Raw genomic sequence first — 16179 nt, forward strand, 5'->3', positions numbered from 1 at the left:
GCACCGCCCTCCGCACCGGCACCGCCCCGCCCCCGCCCTCCGCACCGGCCCCCGTATGCCTCGGGACCGCGCACCGGAACCGCACCACTGCCACGAAGCCATGCTCCCGCCCGCACCCCGCCCCGACGGCCGTGCACAGACCCGAACATTGGTCCAGACATTGACACGGCCAGGCCCCGTCCCTAGCGTCTCCGGGCAGCAAGTTCAGAGACTCGCCCCACATTCATGTACGAGAACCTCGAACTCCTTCGACGGGAAGGCACCCCACATGCGCACCCGCACCCTGCTCCCCGCCCTGCTGGTCACCGCGCTCGCCACCGGTGGCCCCGCCCTCGCCACCACCCCCGCAGCGGCCGAAGTCGTCGACGTGAGCACCGCCGCCCAGCTCAAGTCCGCCCTAGCCGCCGCGACCCCGGGCGACACGATCCGCCTCGCCGACGGCACGTACACCGGCAACTTCAAGGCGACCGTCCCGGGGACCGCCGCCGCCCGGATCACCCTCACCGGTTCGTCCGGGGCGGTGCTGAAAGCGGGCGGCGGCTACGGGCTGCACCTCGACGGCGCCTCCTACTGGACCGTCGAGGGCCTCACCGTCACCGGTGGCCAGAAGGGCATCATGGCCGACGCCGCCCAGGGGGTCGTCATCGATGCGGTGACCGTCCACGACCTGGACATGGAGGGCGTCCACTTCCGCAGGTCCAGCAAGGACGGCGTCCTGAGGAACTCCTGGATCCACGACACCGGGCACGACGGCCGGGGCATGGGCGAGGGCGTCTACGTCGGCACGGCCGGCGACCTCTCCGACCGCAGCGACCGGGTCCGGATCCTGGACAACACCATCGGACCGGGCGTGGGCGGCGAGAACATCGACATCAAGGAAGGCACCACCGGAGCACGGATCATCGGCAACACCTTCGACGGCAGCGGACTGACCGGCGCCAACTACGACGACTCCTGGGTCGACGTGAAGGGCAACGACGTCCTGGTCGAGGGCAACCGGGGCTCCCGCACCACCAACAACGGCTACGAGACCCACACCCAGCGGAGCGGCTGGGGCTGCGGCACCGTCTTCCGCGACAACGTCTCGGACCTGACCGGCGCCACGGGCGGCAAGCAGCTCGCGTTCAACATCACCAACCACGGCAAGAACTGCCCGACCACGGTCCACGCCGGCAACACGGTGACCGGCGGCAAGGGGCTGACCAACATTCCCGTCACGCCGTGACGGCTCGCAGGAGGCGGCCGCGGACATGAGTGAGGCCCGCTCCCCGGAGGGAGCGGGCCTCGCTTTCAGCTACTGCGATCGGTCACCGACCGGAGGACCGGAGCGTCAGCTCTGGCCGCCCGCCAGCTTCTCGCGCAGGGCAGCCAGGGCCTCGTCCGACGCCAGGGCGCCGGAGTTGTCCGTGGACTCCGAGGAGTACGAGCCGCCACCGTTGCCGCCGGAAGCAGCCTGGGCGCCACCGGCCGGGGTGGCAGCACCCTCGGCAGCAGCGGCCTCGTCGGCCTCGCGGGACTTGATGACCTGGGCCTGGTGCTGCTCGAAGCGCTGCTGCGCCTCGGCGTACTGCGTCTCCCACGCCTCGCGCTGAGCCTCGTAGCCCTCGAGCCAGTCGTTGGTCTCGGGGTCGAAGCCCTCGGGGTAGATGTAGTTGCCCTGGTCGTCGTAGGACGCGGCCATGCCGTACAGGGTCGGGTCGAACTCGACCGAGGCCGGGTCGGCACCGAAGGACTCGTTGGCCTGCTTCAGCGAGAGGCTGATGCGACGACGCTCGAGGTCGATGTCGATGACCTTGACGAAGATCTCGTCGTTGACCTGGACGACCTGCTCCGGGATCTCCACGTGGCGCTCGGCCAGCTCGGAGATGTGGACCAGACCCTCGATGCCCTCGTCGACGCGCACGAACGCACCGAACGGAACGAGCTTGGTGACCTTACCGGGAACGACCTGCCCGATCTGGTGCGTGCGGGCGAACTGCTGCCACGGGTCCTCCTGCGTCGCCTTGAGCGACAGGGAGACGCGCTCGCGGTCCATGTCGACGTCCAGGACCTCGACCGTGACCTCCTGGCCGACCTCGACGACCTCGGAGGGGTGGTCGATGTGCTTCCAGGACAGCTCGGAGACGTGCACGAGACCGTCGACGCCGCCGAGGTCCACGAACGCACCGAAGTTGACGATCGAGGAGACGACGCCGGAGCGGACCTGGCCCTTCTGCAGGGTCGTGAGGAACGTCTGGCGGACCTCGCTCTGGGTCTGCTCCAGCCAGGCACGGCGGGACAGGACCACGTTGTTGCGGTTCTTGTCCAGCTCGATGATCTTGGCCTCGAGCTCCTTGCCCACGTAGGGCTGGAGGTCGCGGACGCGGCGCATCTCGACGAGGGAGGCCGGCAGGAAGCCACGGAGGCCGATGTCGAGGATGAGACCACCCTTGACGACCTCGATGACGGTACCGGTGACGATGCCGTCCTCTTCCTTGATCTTCTCGATCGTGCCCCAGGCACGCTCGTACTGAGCGCGCTTCTTGGACAGGATGAGGCGACCTTCCTTGTCCTCCTTCTGGAGAACCAGGGCCTCGATCTCGTCGCCGACCTTGACGACCTCGTTCGGGTCGACGTCGTGCTTGATCGAGAGCTCGCGGGAGGGGATGACGCCTTCGGTCTTGTAACCGATGTCGAGCAGGACCTCGTCCCGGTCGACCTTCACGATGACGCCGTCGACGATGTCGCCGTCGTTGAAGTACTTGATCGTCTCGTCGATCGCGGCGAGGAAGGCTTCCTCGTTACCGATGTCGTTGACCGCTACCTGCGGGGTGGTGGCGGTGGTCTCGGTGCTGCTCGTCATGTGGGAAAGGGCTCCGGTACGGACAGTGAGTCGTAGGTACTGCTACGCCGGGAGCCCTTATCACCTCTGCAGAAGCCGGACAGCTCGGGAAGCGCCGAACCCGCCGGGCGGGAGGCGCCTCGTGAACCGAGGGGACATACAGCAGATGCGAGCGCGGCCTGCTAGGTCTGAGGCGCACAGGCTCGCAGCGCAACTTGTAGCATACGGGGGCAGCCGGGCACGGTCAATGCGCGAAGGCGCACACCGGGGGCGCAACAACCCATATCCGGCACAACTCGTGTTCCCCGGCGCCGCCTCGGCACCGGGAGACGCTCCGGGCGCGGAACCGCACTCCCGGATACCCCCGAGTACGTACCGCGTGCGGCGGGGTGAAGGCAAACTACAACGACGGACACGATGAGCCAAGAGATCTACGCGGCCGAACCCGAAGCGACCCGTCGCGAGGCGTCGGAGACCGAGAGCAGCCGGGCCAGTCGCGGCTGGTGGGACCGGAACGCCGACGAGTACCAGAACGACCACGGCGCCTTCCTGGGCGACGACCGGTTCGTCTGGGGCCCCGAGGGGCTCGACGAGGCCGAGGCCGGCCTGCTCGGCCCCGCCGCGTCGCTGAACGGCAAGGACGTCCTGGAGATCGGCGCGGGCGCCGCGCAGTGCTCGCGCTGGCTCGCCTCCCGGGGTGCCCGCCCGGTGGCCCTGGACCTCTCGCACCGGCAGCTCCAGCACGCGCTGCGGATCGGCGGCGAAGTCCCGCTGGTGGAGGCGGACGCCGGGGCGCTGCCCTTCCGCGACGGCTCGTTCGACCTGGCGTGTTCCGCCTACGGCGCGGTGCCGTTCGTCGCCGACCCCGTGCGGGTGTTCCGCGAGGTGCGCCGCGTGCTGCGCCCCGGCGGCCGCTGGGTCTTCTCGGTGACGCACCCGGTCCGCTGGGCGTTCCCGGACGAGCCGGGGCCCGAGGGCCTCTCGGTCGCGGCCTCCTACTTCGACCGCACCCCCTACGTCGAGCAGGACGAGCGGGGCGACGCGGTCTACGTCGAGCACCACCGGACCCTGGGCGACCGGGTCCGCGACGTGGTGGCCGGCGGCTTCCGGCTGGTCGACCTCGTCGAACCGGAGTGGCCCGCCTGGAACACCCAGGAATGGGGCGGCTGGTCCCCGCTGCGCGGCAACCTGATCCCCGGCACGGCGATCTTCGTCTGCGTGCGGGACTGAAAACTCTGCGCACGGGACCGACGACCCGGGCGAACCGCGCCCCCAACCCGCCCGGACCGGGACCGGAGGGGCCCGACGGGTCCCGGGGTGCGGCATACGGGCCGGCCCGTACGAGACTGGGGGCGTGATCCGTACCGACGCCCTGGACCGGTTGCCCGTCCGCACCGCCGTGCCCGCCCTGGAGCGGGCGCTCGACGACCGCGGTGTCGCGGTGCTGTGCGCACCGCCCGGCACCGGCAAGACGACCCTCGTGCCCCTGGTCCTGGCCGGCCTGACCGAGGGTGGACCGGTGCGCCGGGTGGTGGTCGCCGAACCGCGACGGATCGCGGCACGGGCGGCGGCGCGGCGGATGGCGTGGCTCCTCGGGGAGCGGCCCGGCGGGCGGGTCGGCTTCACGGTCCGCGGCGAACGGCTGGTGGGCTCCGGCACGGTGGTCGAGGTGGTCACCACCGGGGTGCTGCTCCAGCGGCTGCAGCGCGACCAGGAACTGGCCGGGGTCGACGCGGTGATCATCGACGAGTGCCACGAGCGGCACCTGGACGCGGACACCGTCGCCGCGTTCCTGCTCGACGTGCGCGAGACGCTCCGCCCCGGTCTGCGGCTGGTCGCGGCGTCCGCGACGACGGACGCGCAGGGCTGGGCCCGGCTGCTGGGCGACGCCCCGGTGGTCGAGGCGTCGGGCGTGTCGCACCCGGTGGAGGTGGTCTGGGCGCCGCCCGCGGCACCGGTGCGCCCGCCGCACGGGATGAGGGTCGATCCGGCGCTGCCGGCGCACGTCGCCGCGACGGTGCGCCGGGCCCTGGCCGAACGGGACGGCGACGTGCTGTGCTTCCTGCCCGGGGTCGGCGAGATCGGGCGCGTGGCGGGCCTGCTGGCGGACGTGGACGCCGAGGTGCTCCAGGTGCACGGGCGGGCCCCGGCGGCGGTGCAGGACGCGGTGCTGGCCGGGTCCGCGGAGGGCCGGCGGGTGGTGCTGGCGACCTCGGTGGCGGAGTCGTCCCTGACGGTGCCCGGGGTGCGGGTGGTGGTCGACTCGGGACTGGCCCGGGAACCGCGCACCGATCACGCCCGGGGCCTGGGCGCGCTGACGACGGTACGGGCCTCCCGGGCGACGGGCCGGCAGCGGGCGGGCCGGGCCGGGCGGGAGGCCCCCGGCACGGTGTACCGGTGCTGGACGCAGGCGGAGGACGGGCGGCTCGCCCGGTTCCCCTCCCCGGAGATCGAGGTCGCGGACCTGGCGGCGTTCGCGCTGCAGGCGGCGTGCTGGGGCGATCCGGACGCGTCGGGGCTGGCGCTGCTCGACCCGCCGCCCGCGGGCGCGATGGGCGCGGCCCGCGAGGTGCTGACGGCGATCGGCGCGGTGGGCCCCGACGGGCGGGTGACCGACCGGGGCGTACGGATGTCCCGGCTCGGCCTGCACCCGCGGCTGGCCCGGGCGCTGCTGGACGGCGCCGCCGAGGTCGGCGGACGGCGGGCGGCCGAGGTGGTGGCCCTGCTCGGCGAGGAGCCGCCGCGGGAGTACGGCGACGACCTGGCCGCCGCGCTGCGCACCGCGCGGCGGGGCCGGGACGGCTACGCGGCGCGCTGGCGGCAGGAGGTCCGGCGGCTGTCCTCCTTCGTCGCGGACGCGGGCGGGGGCTCGGGGCCGGACGACGCGGCCGTGGGCCTGGTGGCGGCGCTGGCCTTCCCGGAGCGGGTGGCGCGGGCCCGCGGCGAGGGGGCGTTCCTGATGGTGTCGGGGACGGGGGCCGAGCCGCGGGACGGATCGGGGCTGCGCGGCGCGTCCTGGCTGGCGGTCGCGGTCGCCGACCGGCCCGCGCACGCGGCGTCCGCCCGGGTGCGGCTCGCCGCCGTCGTCGACGAGGACACGGCACGGACGGCCGCCGGACACCTGCGGTTCGCGGGCGAGGAGGTCCGCTGGGCCGACGGTGACGTGGTGGCCCGCCGGGTGGAGCGGCTGGGCGCCGTCGAGCTGTCGGTGCGCCCGCTGCGGGAACCGGCGCCGGAGGCGGTGCGCGGGGCGCTGGTCGAGGGGCTGCGGCGGGAGGGGCTCGGGCTGCTGCGCCGGACGCGGGAGGCGGAGCAGTTGCGGGAACGGCTGGCCTTTCTCCACCGGGAGCTGGGCGCGCCCTGGCCGGACGTGTCGGAGGGGGCGTTGCTGGACCGGCCGGAGGAGTGGCTGGAGCCCGAGCTGTCCCGGGCCCGGCGCCGCGCCGATCTGGGCCGGATCGACCTGGGGCAGGCGCTGCGGCGGTTGCTGCCGTGGGCGACGGGCGAGGCGGCCCGGCTGGACGAGCTGGCGCCGGAGCGGATCGAGGTGCCGAGCGGGTCGCGCGTCCGGGTGGAGTACGGCGGGGCGCAGCCGGTGCTCGCGGTGAAGCTCCAGGAGATGTTCGGCCTGGCGGAGAGCCCGAGGCTGGCCGGGGTGCCGGTGCTGGTGCACCTGCTGTCCCCGGCCGGACGTCCCGCCGCGGTCACCGCGGACCTGGCCTCGTTCTGGCGGGACGGCTACCGGGCGGTGCGGGCGGAGCTGCGCGGCCGGTACCCGAGGCATCCGTGGCCGGAGGATCCGACGACGATGGCGGCGACCCGGTTCACGACGGCACGGCTCAAGCGGGAGCAGGAGCGGGGGTAGGGGCGGGGTCCGGTGTCCCGTCCGGGCCCCGCCCGTGCGGTCGTCGTCCGCCCGGGCGCCGGGAGCGGGCCTCCAGCCACAGGGCGAGCGCGAACAGGGCGGCGCCGAGGGCCAGGAAGCCCACGGGCAGGTACGAGGTGAGCAGCAGGACCAGCAGGCGCTGGGACCCGACCAGGGCGACGACCGAGTCGACGTAGTCCGGGCGCATCTTCACGTGCCCGGCGAACACGGTGACGGTGTCCTCGGACAGCCCCAGCGACCTGGCGTTGCGCAGCTCCTCCCGGTGGATCTCCTCGCCGTTGACGGGCGCCCCGGTGACCGGGTCCACCCAGAACATCCGCTTGGTGGTGTACCAGCGGGTCAGGCCGGTCTTCGCGATCTGTTCCGGGGTGATCGCGATCGGCATCTTCTTCGGCATCGGGACCTTGGTCCACGGGATGGTCTGCTCGAAGTAGTAGACGTCCATGCCGTGGAAGGTGCGGGTGCCCCGGTAGTGGATGGGCGAGCTGGTGCGGGTCTGCGCGTCGAAGTACTCGTAGTCGCGCTTCTCGGTGAGGAAGGGCCACTTGAACTCGATGCCCTCGCGCCTGACCGGGTCGCCGTCGACGGATTCGCCGGTGGCGTGGACGGGAGCCTGGCTGTGCGCGTCGAAGATGTACCGCTCGGGGATCTGGGAGACCATCTTGCCGTCCGGTCCGGCCACGAAGCTGAGGGCGTCCCAGACGACGACGTCACGGCCGGCGGTGCGTTCGATCCGCTCGGACTCCTCCACGTTGCCCTTGAGGGTCTGCACGATGGTGACCCGGGGGACCGTCTTCACCTTCATGCCGTCGTTGTAGTCGAGGAGGGTGGCGGGCTTCGCCTCCAGGACCGTCTCCTGGTACTGGCCGGGCGGGATCTTCGCCAGCCTCGGGAAGGCGTACCAGCGCAGCAGCGGCGCCATGGCGGCGAAGAAGACGGCGAAGGCCAGGAGTACGAGGCTGGCTCGGCGGCGCATGGTGGTGCCCTCCCTCGGCTTCTGTTGCTTCTTCCGGTGGCTATTTCTTGGGGCCCGGCACGGTGGTCAGCAGGGGTTCGGGCGAGGTCTCCCCGGGCGGGGCGCCGATCGCGGCGACGGTGAGGACGAGCGCGAGGGCTGCGGCCAGCCCGATGGCGGCGGCGACGAGGGCACGCATGCCGGTCCTCCCGGAGAACATCGATCTGATGGGTCGTCAGGGTCGGTGCACCGTAGCAATCCGGGCGCGAGATGAGAACACGTGGAACAGCCCCTCCGCCGCGAGGGCGAAGGGGCTGTCGGGGCGATGCGGCCGGCCGGTCAGGCGGCGGGAGTCCCGGAAGGCTCCGGACTCGTGGAGGGCTCGGGGCTCGTGGAGGGCTCCGGGGTTCCCGAGGGGTCCGGTGTCCCGGAGGGCTCGGACGCCTCGACCTTCAGCTCGATGACGACGGTGGCCCCGCCCTCGGTGGTGAGCCGCAGCCGGTACGTGCCCGCCGTGCCGTCGGCGTAGATCTTCGGGAGCTTCAGGGTGCCGTCGGCGCCGGTCCGCAGGCCCGTCAGGGTGCGGACCGCCTTGTCGTCCTCGCCCTTGAAGTACGGGCCCTTGTCGTTCTCGGCCGGCTCCTCGGCGTCGGTGATCATGGTGACGGTGACGGTGACCCCGGCCGCGACCTTGCCCCGGTAGGTCGCCCTGACCTCGACGGTCTCGGCGAACTCGGCCCCGGGCGCCGCGGTCAGCGCCTTGTCGTCGGTCCTGGCGATCGCGTCGGCCCGGCGGGCGGTGACGGTCGCCTCGTAGGTGACGGGAGGCACCGAGCGGCCGGTGGCGGCGGCCCGCACCGTGAACGTGCCCGTCTTCTCGCCCGCCCGCAGCACCGGGGCGGTGACGGTGCCGTCGGTCCCGGTGGTGAGGGTGGCCGACTTCTTCCCGTCGGCGAACGCGGCGTCCGTGTCGCCGGTGATCGTGAAGGTCACCGAGACCTTGGCGAGCGGCCCGCCGCGACCGTTCTCGGCCCGCACCTTGATCCGCTCGGCGAAGGCGTCGCCCGCGGTGGCCGCCAGCGGGCCGGTGCCGGCGTTCTTCACCGCCGCGAGGGTCCCGGACGGCTCGGGGTCGGGCTTGGGACTGGTCGTGCCGCCGCCCGGCTTCGGATCCGGCTTCGGCGTGTTCCCGGGCTTCGGCTTGGCGGAACCGGACGGCGAGGGACCCGGGCCCGTCCGGTCCGGGGTCGTGCCGCCACCGAGGGCGGGCGGCAGGGCGCCGGTGCCGTCGGGGATCTCGTGGGTGCCGCGCCGGTAGTAGTCGAACCAGGAACGCACCGTACGCAGATAGGCGTTCGAGTGGTTGTAGCTCAGGACCGCCCGGTCGAGGTCCCCGGCGAGGGACAGATCGCGGGAACCGGCACAGAGGTAACGCCCGGCGGCGAGCGCCGCGTCGTAGATGTTGTTGGGGTCCTTGCGACCGTCACCGTTCCCGTCCTGGCCCCAGGTCGCCCACGTGGACGGGATGAACTGCATCGGACCGACGGCACGGTCGTGGGTGCTGTCCCCGTCGTACGCACCGTTGTCGGTGTCCTTGATCAGGGCGAAACCCCGGCCGTCGAGGACCGGGCCGAGGATCGGCGAGAACGTGGTGCCGTTCGCGTCGACCCGGCCGCCGCGTGCCTGACCGGACTCGACCTTGCCGATCGCGGCGAGCAGCTGCCACGGCAGACGACAGGCCGCGTCGCTCGCGGAGATCTCCTGCTCGGCCTTCTTGTACGCGGCCAGGACCGAGGCCGGTATGCCGGCCTCCGAACCACCGGTGAGGGGCAGCCGACTGCTGGTCCCCGGCTTGTCGGGCGTGTTCAGCGGGGGCAGTTCCGTGTAGTACGGCGAATTGCCGGTGGCCGCGCTCTCGTCGGACGAAGGAGTCGTCCCTGCGGCCTGCTGGTCACCGCCGTCGGAGACCACCGGCGAGCCGGGAGCCCCCGAGGCCGAGAGCGCCGCCACCACGACGGCGGCCACGGCTGTCGTGGTCGCTCCCTTGCGAAGCCGGCGACCGAACTGCGCTGCCATACCTCTGGCCCCTCCCCTTCGACGACTGTCCGCGCCCCCAGTGGCAGGACTCAGGCGACCCTACGGCAACTCATACCGCCGGGACACCGCGTGCCGACCGGTTCTTACCTGTTTTTCACGTTCCGGACAGCAAGTCGTACGGCGGTGAGCGCACAGGTGACGACGGCGGTGGCCACCGCGGCCACGCACCGGCAAACGGTCTTCACCGTTCACGCATACTTGCCGCCATGCCCTTCACACTCAGTCATGCCGCCGCCGTACTACCGGTGCTGCGACGAAACGGGACGGCACGCGGCCCGCTCCTCGCGTCCGCCCTCGTGACGGGCTCCTTCGCACCCGACATGACGTACTACGCCGACACCGCGGTTCCCGGCGCCATGGAGTTCGGGCAGGTCACCCACTCGCTGTGGGGCGTACTCACGGTCGACGTACTGATCACCGCGGCCGTGGTCGCCCTGTGGCTGCTGCTGCGCGAACCGCTGGTCGCGCTGCTGCCGACGGCCCGGCAGGGGCGGGTGCACACGTTCCTGAGCGGGCGCCACGGGCCGTGGCGCCCCCGGGACTGCTGGTGGTTCGCACTGTCGGCGGCCCTCGGAGCGGCCACCCACGTCGTCTGGGACGCCTTCACCCACCACGACCGGTGGGGGGTGCGCCTGGTGCCGGTACTCTCCGGGAACGTGGCCGGTCATCCGGTGTTCCAACTGGTGCAGTACGGCAGTTCGGCCGTGGCCCTGATCCTGCTCGCCCGGTTCGCCCGGGCGGGGCTGCGCGCCACCGGGGCACGGCCCGCCCCACCGTCCGTGCCGGTGCTGGGCCCTCGCGAACGATGGACGGCAGGGGCGCTGCTGGGCGTCTGCGCACTGGGCGGCGTCATCCACCGCTGCATGCGCTGGTACGCCCACTTCGGGCGTGTCGACACCCCCCTGGACATCATCCCGACCATCTGCTTCGGAGCCGGGGCGGGACTGGCGGTGGGCCTGGTGCTGTACGGGGCATGGATGCGGCTGCGCCGCTCCCGCCCGGCCACGCCCTCCGGCCGGCGGACCGACGACCGGAACCCCGCCCGCCCCTGAACCCGGGAGCGTGAACCGCCCCCCGGTACGCGGACGGTCCGGAACCCCTACGGGCCCCGGACCGTCCGGCACGGCCGGAGCCTCAGTGCGCCGCCGACTCCCAGTCCGTACCCACACCCACCGACACGTCCAGCGGGGCACGCAACCGCACCGCCGTGGACATCTCATGGCGCAGGATCTCCTCCACCCGGGCACGCTCGCCCCCGGCGACCTCCAGGACGATTTCGTCATGGACCTGGAGCAGCATCCGCGACTTCAGCCCCGCCTCGGTCAGCGCCCGGTCGACCTGGAGCATGGCCACCTTGACGATGTCCGCGGCCGTGCCCTGGATCGGTGCGTTGAGCGCCATCCGCTCGGCCATCTCACGACGCTGACGGTTGTCGCTGTTGAGGTCGGGAAGGTAACGACGACGACCGAAGACCGTCTCCGTATAACCGGTGGCCCTGGCCTCCTCCACCACCCGGTGCAGATAGTCCCGCACTCCGCCGAACCGCTCGAAGTAGGTGTCCATCAGGACCCGCGCCTCACCCGCCTCGATGTTCAGCTGCTGGGAGAGACCGAACGCGGAGAGCCCGTACGCCAGCCCGTAACTCATCGCCTTGATCTTGCGGCGCATCTCCGGGTCGACGGCCGACTTGTCGACGCCGAAGACCTGGGAGGCCACCGTGGTGTGCAGGTCCTCGCCGGAGGTGAACGCCTCGATCAGGCCCTCGTCCTCGGACAGGTGGGCCATCACCCGCAGCTCGATCTGGCTGTAGTCGGCCGTCATCAGCGTCTCGAAACCCTCACCGACGACGAAGCCCCGGCGGATGGCCCGCCCCTCGTCCGTACGGACGGGAATGTTCTGCAGATTGGGGTCGGTGGAGGAGAGCCGCCCCGTCGCCGCCACCGTCTGGTTGAACGTGGTGTGGATACGGCCGTCCGGCGCGACCGTCTTCACCAGGCCCTCGACCGTGACCCGCAGCTTGGCCTGCTCACGGTGACGCAGCATGATCACCGGCAGCTCGTGCTCCGTCTGCGCGGCGAGCCAGGCCAGGGCATCGGCATCCGTCGTGTACCCGGTCTTGGTCTTCTTCGTCTTCGGCAGACCCAACTCACCGAAGAGCACCTCCTGGAGCTGCTTGGGCGAACCGAGGTTGAACTCCCGGCCGACCGCGGCATGCGCCTCCTTCACCGCCTGCTGCACCGCACCGGCGAACTGCTGCTCCATCCCCTCCAGATGGGCCCGGTCGGCGGCGATGCCGCACCGCTCCATCCGGGCCAGCAGGGCGGACGTCGGCAGCTCCATGTCATGCAGCAACCGGTCCGCACCCACCTCGGCCAGCCGGGCGGTGAACGCCTCGCCCAGGTCCAGGATCGCGCGGGCCTGCGCCATCAGCGCCTCGGCCTCCGCCTGGTCCTCCGCACCGAAGGCCAACTGCCCCTCGGACGCCGCGGCGGGCGCCAGCTCACGCCCCAGATACTCCACCGCCAACGCGTCCAGCGCGAAGGAACGACGGCCCGGCTTGACCAGATAGGCGGCCAGCGCCGTGTCCATCATGACGCCGTCGACCCGCCAGCCGTGCTCCGGGAAGACCCGCATCGCACTCTTCGCGTTGTGCATCACCTTGGGCCGGCCCGCATCGGCGATCCACGCGGCGAACGCCTGCTCGTCGGCCCCGTCGATCTCGGCCGGGTCGAACCACGCCGCCGCACCGTCCGCCGCGGCGAGCGCGATCTCGGTGACCGCACCACTGCCCAGGGCCCACGTGTCGACCGTCGCGACACCGAGCGGCCGGTCACCGTGCTCGGCCAGCCAGGGCGCCAGCTCCCCCGCACCCAGCACCGCACCGTCCAGCTCGACACCCGCGGCGGGCACCGGCACCTCGTCCTCGGCCGCACCCGGATCGACCGCCAGCAGCCGCTCCCGCAGACTCGGGTTACGAATCTCCAGGACATCCAGCACACCCGTCACCGCCGTACGGTCGTACGGCGCACGCTCCAGGTCCTGCGGGGCCTTCGGCAGCTCCACGTCACGCACCATCTCCGTCAGCCGACGGTTCAGCCGCACCGCGTCCAGATGATCCCGGAAATTCTGGCCCGCCTTGCCCTTGACCTCCTCGGCCCGCTCCACCAGCTCGTCGAACGAACCGAACTGGTTGATCCACTTCGCGGCCGTCTTCTCCCCCACCCCGGGAATCCCCGGAAGGTTGTCCGACGGGTCACCGCGCAGCGCCGCGAAATCCGGATACTGCCGCGGCGTGAGCCCGTACTTCTCCTCGACCTTCGCCGGGGTGAAACGCGTCAGCTCCGAAACACCCTTCGTCGGGTACAGCACCGTGACATGGTCCGTGATCAACTGGAACGAATCCCGGTCCCCGGTGACGATCAACACCTCGAAACCGGCCGCCTCCGCCTGCGTGGCCAGCGTGGCGATGACATCGTCCGCCTCGAAGCCGTCCACCGCGAACCGGTCGACGCGCATCGCGTCCAACAACTCGCCGATCAGCTCGACCTGCCCCTTGAACTCGTCCGGGGTCTTCGAACGATTCGCCTTGTACTCGGGAAACTCCTCCGACCGCCAGGTCTTGCGGGACACATCGAACGCCACCGCGAAATGCGTCGGCGCCTCGTCACGCAGAGTGTTCGCGAGCATCGACGCGAAGCCGTACACCGCGTTCGTCGGCTGCCCCGACCCGGTCGTGAAATTCTCCGCCGGCAGCGCAAAGAACGCCCGGTACGCCAAGGAGTGCCCGTCCATCAGGAGCAGGCGCGGTCGGTTGTCTGCCGTCTTCTTCGATGCCGTCTCAGCCACGCCCCCGATCCTGCCACGGACCACTGACATTCCCGACCGGACACCGCTCCCCCACCCCTTGTCGGTGCCACGTGACAGGATCGTAGGAGGAACACGCACGGCACCGGCACGTACGGTGCGCGCAGGTCCGCAGCCGGCCCGAAGGAGAACACACCATGGCCACCAAGCCGCCCACAGGCGACCCCGTCCAGGACGCGCCGCGGGTCGGCGAGGCCCAGCACGCCGCCGCCGGACTCCCCGCCGTCGCCCACAGCCTGCGCATGGCCCAACAGCAGATGGGAGTGCGACGCACCGCACAGACCCTCCTCAAGGTCAACCAGAAGAACGGCTTCGACTGCCCCGGCTGCGCCTGGCCCGAGGGCGACAAACGACACACGGCGGAATTCTGCGAAAACGGCGCCAAGGCCGTCGCCGAAGAGGCCACCCTGCGCCGGGTCACCCCCGACTTCTTCGCCGCACACCCCCTCGCCGACCTCGCCACCCGCAGCGGCTACTGGCTGGGCCAGCAGGGACGGATCACCCAGCCGATGTACCTCCCCGAAGGTGCCGAACGGTACGAGCCGATCGACTGGGAACACGCCTTCGACATCATCGCCGAGGAACTGCACGCACTCGACTCCCCCGACGAGGCCCTCTTCTACACCTCGGGCCGCACGAGCAACGAGGCCGCGTTCCTGCTCCAGCTCTTCGCCCGCGAATTCGGCACCAACAACCTCCCCGACTGCTCCAACATGTGCCACGAGTCCTCCGGCTCGGCACTGACGGAAACCCTCGGCGTCGGCAAGGGCAGCGTCACCCTCGAAGACCTCCACCGGGCCGACCTGATCATCGTCGCCGGACAGAACCCCGGCACCAACCACCCCCGGATGCTCTCCGCCCTGGAAAAGGCCAAGGCAGCCGGAGCGAAGATCATCTCGGTGAACCCGCTCCCCGAAGCCGGCCTGGAACGCTTCAAGAACCCCCAGACCCCCCTCGGCATGATCCGGGGCACCGCACTCAACGACCTCTTCCTGCAGATCCGCATCGGCGGCGACCAAGCACTCTTCCGCCTCCTCAACAAAATGATCCTGCAGACCGAGGGCGCCGTCGACGAAACCTTCGTACGGGAACACACCCACGGCTTCGAGGAGTTCGCGGCCACCGCCCGCCGAGCCGACTGGTCCGAGACCCTCACCGCCACCGGCCTCGACCGCGAAAGCATCGAGAAGGCCCTGGCCATGATCCTCGCCTCGAAACGCACCATCGTCTGCTGGGCCATGGGCCTCACCCAGCACAAACACTCCGTACCCACCATCCGCGAAGTGGTCAACTTCCTCCTGCTGCGCGGCAACGTGGGCCGCCCCGGCGCCGGCGTCTGCCCCGTCCGGGGCCACTCCAACGTGCAGGGCGACCGCACCATGGGCATCTTCGAACGCCCCTCCCCCGCCTTCCTCGACGCCCTCGACAAGGAATTCGGGATCACCTCACCCCGCCACCACGGCTACGACGTCGTCCGCTCCATCCGCGCCCTGCGCGACGGCGACGCCAAGGTCTTCATCGCCATGGGCGGCAACTTCGTCGCAGCCACCCCCGACACGGACGTCACCGAGGCCGCCATGCGCCGCGCCCGCCTCACCGTCCACGTCTCCACCAAACTGAACCGCTCGCACACCGTGACCGGCACCCGCGCACTGATCCTCCCCACCCTCGGCCGCACCGACAAGGACATCCAGGCGAGCGGCAAGCAGTTCGTCACCGTCGAGGACTCCATGAGCATGGTCCACGCCTCGCGCGGCAACCTCACCCCCGCCGGCCCCCACCTCCTCTCCGAACCCGCCATCGTCGCCCGCCTCGCCCGCGCCGTACTCGGCCCCGGATCGGCCACCCCCTGGGAAGAGTTCGAGAAGGACTACGCCACGATCCGCGACCGCATCTCCCGCGTCGTCCCCGGCTTCGAGGACTTCAACACCCGCATCGCCCGCCCCGGCGGCTTCACCCTCCCGCACCCCCCGCGCGACGAACGCCGCTTCCCCACCGCCACCGGCCGGGCCAACTTCACCGCCGCCCCCGTCGAATACCCCGAACTCCCGCAGAACCGGCTCCTGTTGCAGACCCTGCGCTCGCACGACCAGTACAACACCACGATCTACGGCCTCGACGACCGCTACCGCGGCATCAAGAACGGCCGCCGCGTCGTCCTGGTCAACCCCGAGGACGCCCACGCCCTCGGCCTCGCCGACGGCGCGTACACCGACCTCGTCAGCGAGTGGAAGGACGGCGTGGAACGCCGCGCCCCCGGCTTCCGCGTCGTCCACTACCCGACCGCCCGGGGCTGCGCCGCCGCCTACTACCCCGAGACCAATGTGCTGGTCCCCCTCGACTCCACCGCCGACACCAGCAACACCCCGGCCAGCAAATCCGTCGTCGTCCGCTTCGAGAACACCCGCACCTGAGGCACGCGGAGCCGAACCGCGCGGGGCCGAACCGCGCGGGGCCGAACCGCGCGGGGCCGAACCGCGCGGGGCCGAAAGACCCGGGGCCGGGGGCCGGGGCCGGCAGCGCACTGCGGCACGAGCAGCCCTAAGCGTCCGCTCA

At 71.6% G+C, this 16179-nt stretch carries 10 protein-coding genes; 5 read left to right on the forward strand and 5 right to left on the reverse strand.

Annotated features, from left to right (window positions below; all coding sequences use genetic code 11):
• Positions 1-268: 268 nt before the first annotated feature.
• Positions 269-1225 carry a right-handed parallel beta-helix repeat-containing protein gene (locus OCT49_RS07280; RefSeq protein ID WP_283851069.1) on the forward strand — a complete coding sequence of 319 codons (957 nt, stop codon included), beginning with the start codon at positions 269-271 and terminating at the stop codon, positions 1223-1225.
• A 105-nt stretch (positions 1226-1330) separates the two neighbouring features.
• On the opposite strand, the gene rpsA is transcribed toward OCT49_RS07280, so the two are convergent.
• Entirely contained in the window at positions 1331-2842 is a 1512-nt protein-coding gene (gene rpsA, locus OCT49_RS07285; RefSeq protein ID WP_283851070.1) for a 30S ribosomal protein S1, read from the reverse strand.
• 396 nt (positions 2843-3238) lie between these two features.
• On the opposite strand from rpsA, the gene OCT49_RS07290 reads away from it, so the two are divergent.
• Positions 3239-4051, forward strand: coding sequence for a class I SAM-dependent methyltransferase (locus OCT49_RS07290; protein WP_283851071.1), 813 nt, complete (start codon positions 3239-3241; stop codon positions 4049-4051).
• Positions 4052-4175: 124 nt separating this feature from the next.
• Positions 4176-6686, forward strand: coding sequence for an ATP-dependent helicase HrpB (gene hrpB, locus OCT49_RS07295; protein ID WP_283851072.1), 2511 nt, complete (start codon positions 4176-4178; stop codon positions 6684-6686).
• Here hrpB and pgfA read toward each other — a convergent pair.
• The 3 genes from pgfA to OCT49_RS07310 form a co-directional block, all read right to left on the reverse strand.
• The gene (pgfA, locus tag OCT49_RS07300; RefSeq protein WP_283851073.1) at positions 6661-7683 is read right to left on the reverse strand and encodes a cell envelope lipid trafficking protein PgfA; all 1023 of its coding nucleotides are present in this window, start codon (positions 7681-7683) and stop codon (positions 6661-6663) included. The two genes, hrpB and pgfA, sit on opposite strands and share 26 nt — an antisense overlap.
• A 40-nt stretch (positions 7684-7723) precedes the next feature.
• The gene (locus tag OCT49_RS07305) at positions 7724-7861 is read right to left on the reverse strand and encodes an SPW_0924 family protein (RefSeq protein WP_283851074.1); all 138 of its coding nucleotides are present in this window, start codon (positions 7859-7861) and stop codon (positions 7724-7726) included.
• A 140-nt stretch (positions 7862-8001) separates the two neighbouring features.
• Positions 8002-9738, reverse strand: coding sequence for a lytic murein transglycosylase (locus OCT49_RS07310; RefSeq protein ID WP_283851075.1), 1737 nt, complete (start codon positions 9736-9738; stop codon positions 8002-8004).
• A gap of 227 nt (positions 9739-9965) precedes the next feature.
• Here OCT49_RS07310 and OCT49_RS07315 point away from each other — a divergent pair, with 227 nt between their 5' ends.
• Positions 9966-10811 carry a DUF4184 family protein gene (locus tag OCT49_RS07315; protein ID WP_283851076.1) on the forward strand — a complete coding sequence of 282 codons (846 nt, stop codon included), beginning with the start codon at positions 9966-9968 and terminating at the stop codon, positions 10809-10811.
• A gap of 82 nt (positions 10812-10893) precedes the next feature.
• Here the strand turns inward: OCT49_RS07315 and polA are convergent, their stop codons facing one another.
• Positions 10894-13605: a DNA polymerase I gene (polA, locus tag OCT49_RS07320; RefSeq protein ID WP_283851077.1), complete on the reverse strand. Its 2712-nt coding sequence runs from the start codon at positions 13603-13605 to the stop codon at positions 10894-10896.
• A gap of 155 nt (positions 13606-13760) precedes the next feature.
• Between polA and OCT49_RS07325 the strand changes: the two genes are divergently transcribed.
• The gene (locus tag OCT49_RS07325) at positions 13761-16037 is read left to right on the forward strand and encodes an FdhF/YdeP family oxidoreductase (protein WP_283851078.1); all 2277 of its coding nucleotides are present in this window, start codon (positions 13761-13763) and stop codon (positions 16035-16037) included.
• Positions 16038-16179 lie beyond the last annotated feature (142 nt).

It is taken from the genome of Streptomyces sp. ML-6 (assembly GCF_030116705.1).
GTDB lineage: Bacteria > Actinomycetota > Actinomycetes > Streptomycetales > Streptomycetaceae > Streptomyces.

Excerpts from the sequence above, each read along its gene's own strand:
- OCT49_RS07325 (WP_283851078.1), top strand. The coding sequence starts at position 13,761 with ATGGCCACCAAGCCGCCCACAGGCGACCCCGTCCAGGACGCGCCGCGG.
- OCT49_RS07315 (WP_283851076.1), top strand. The coding sequence starts at position 9,966 with ATGCCCTTCACACTCAGTCATGCCGCCGCCGTACTACCGGTGCTGCGA.
- OCT49_RS07280 (WP_283851069.1), top strand. The coding sequence starts at position 269 with ATGCGCACCCGCACCCTGCTCCCCGCCCTGCTGGTCACCGCGCTCGCC.
- OCT49_RS07290 (WP_283851071.1), top strand. The coding sequence starts at position 3,239 with ATGAGCCAAGAGATCTACGCGGCCGAACCCGAAGCGACCCGTCGCGAG.
- OCT49_RS07305 (WP_283851074.1), bottom strand. The coding sequence starts at position 7,861 with ATGCGTGCCCTCGTCGCCGCCGCCATCGGGCTGGCCGCAGCCCTCGCG.
- OCT49_RS07310 (WP_283851075.1), bottom strand. The coding sequence starts at position 9,738 with ATGGCAGCGCAGTTCGGTCGCCGGCTTCGCAAGGGAGCGACCACGACA.
- pgfA (WP_283851073.1), bottom strand. The coding sequence starts at position 7,683 with ATGCGCCGCCGAGCCAGCCTCGTACTCCTGGCCTTCGCCGTCTTCTTC.
- rpsA (WP_283851070.1), bottom strand. The coding sequence starts at position 2,842 with ATGACGAGCAGCACCGAGACCACCGCCACCACCCCGCAGGTAGCGGTC.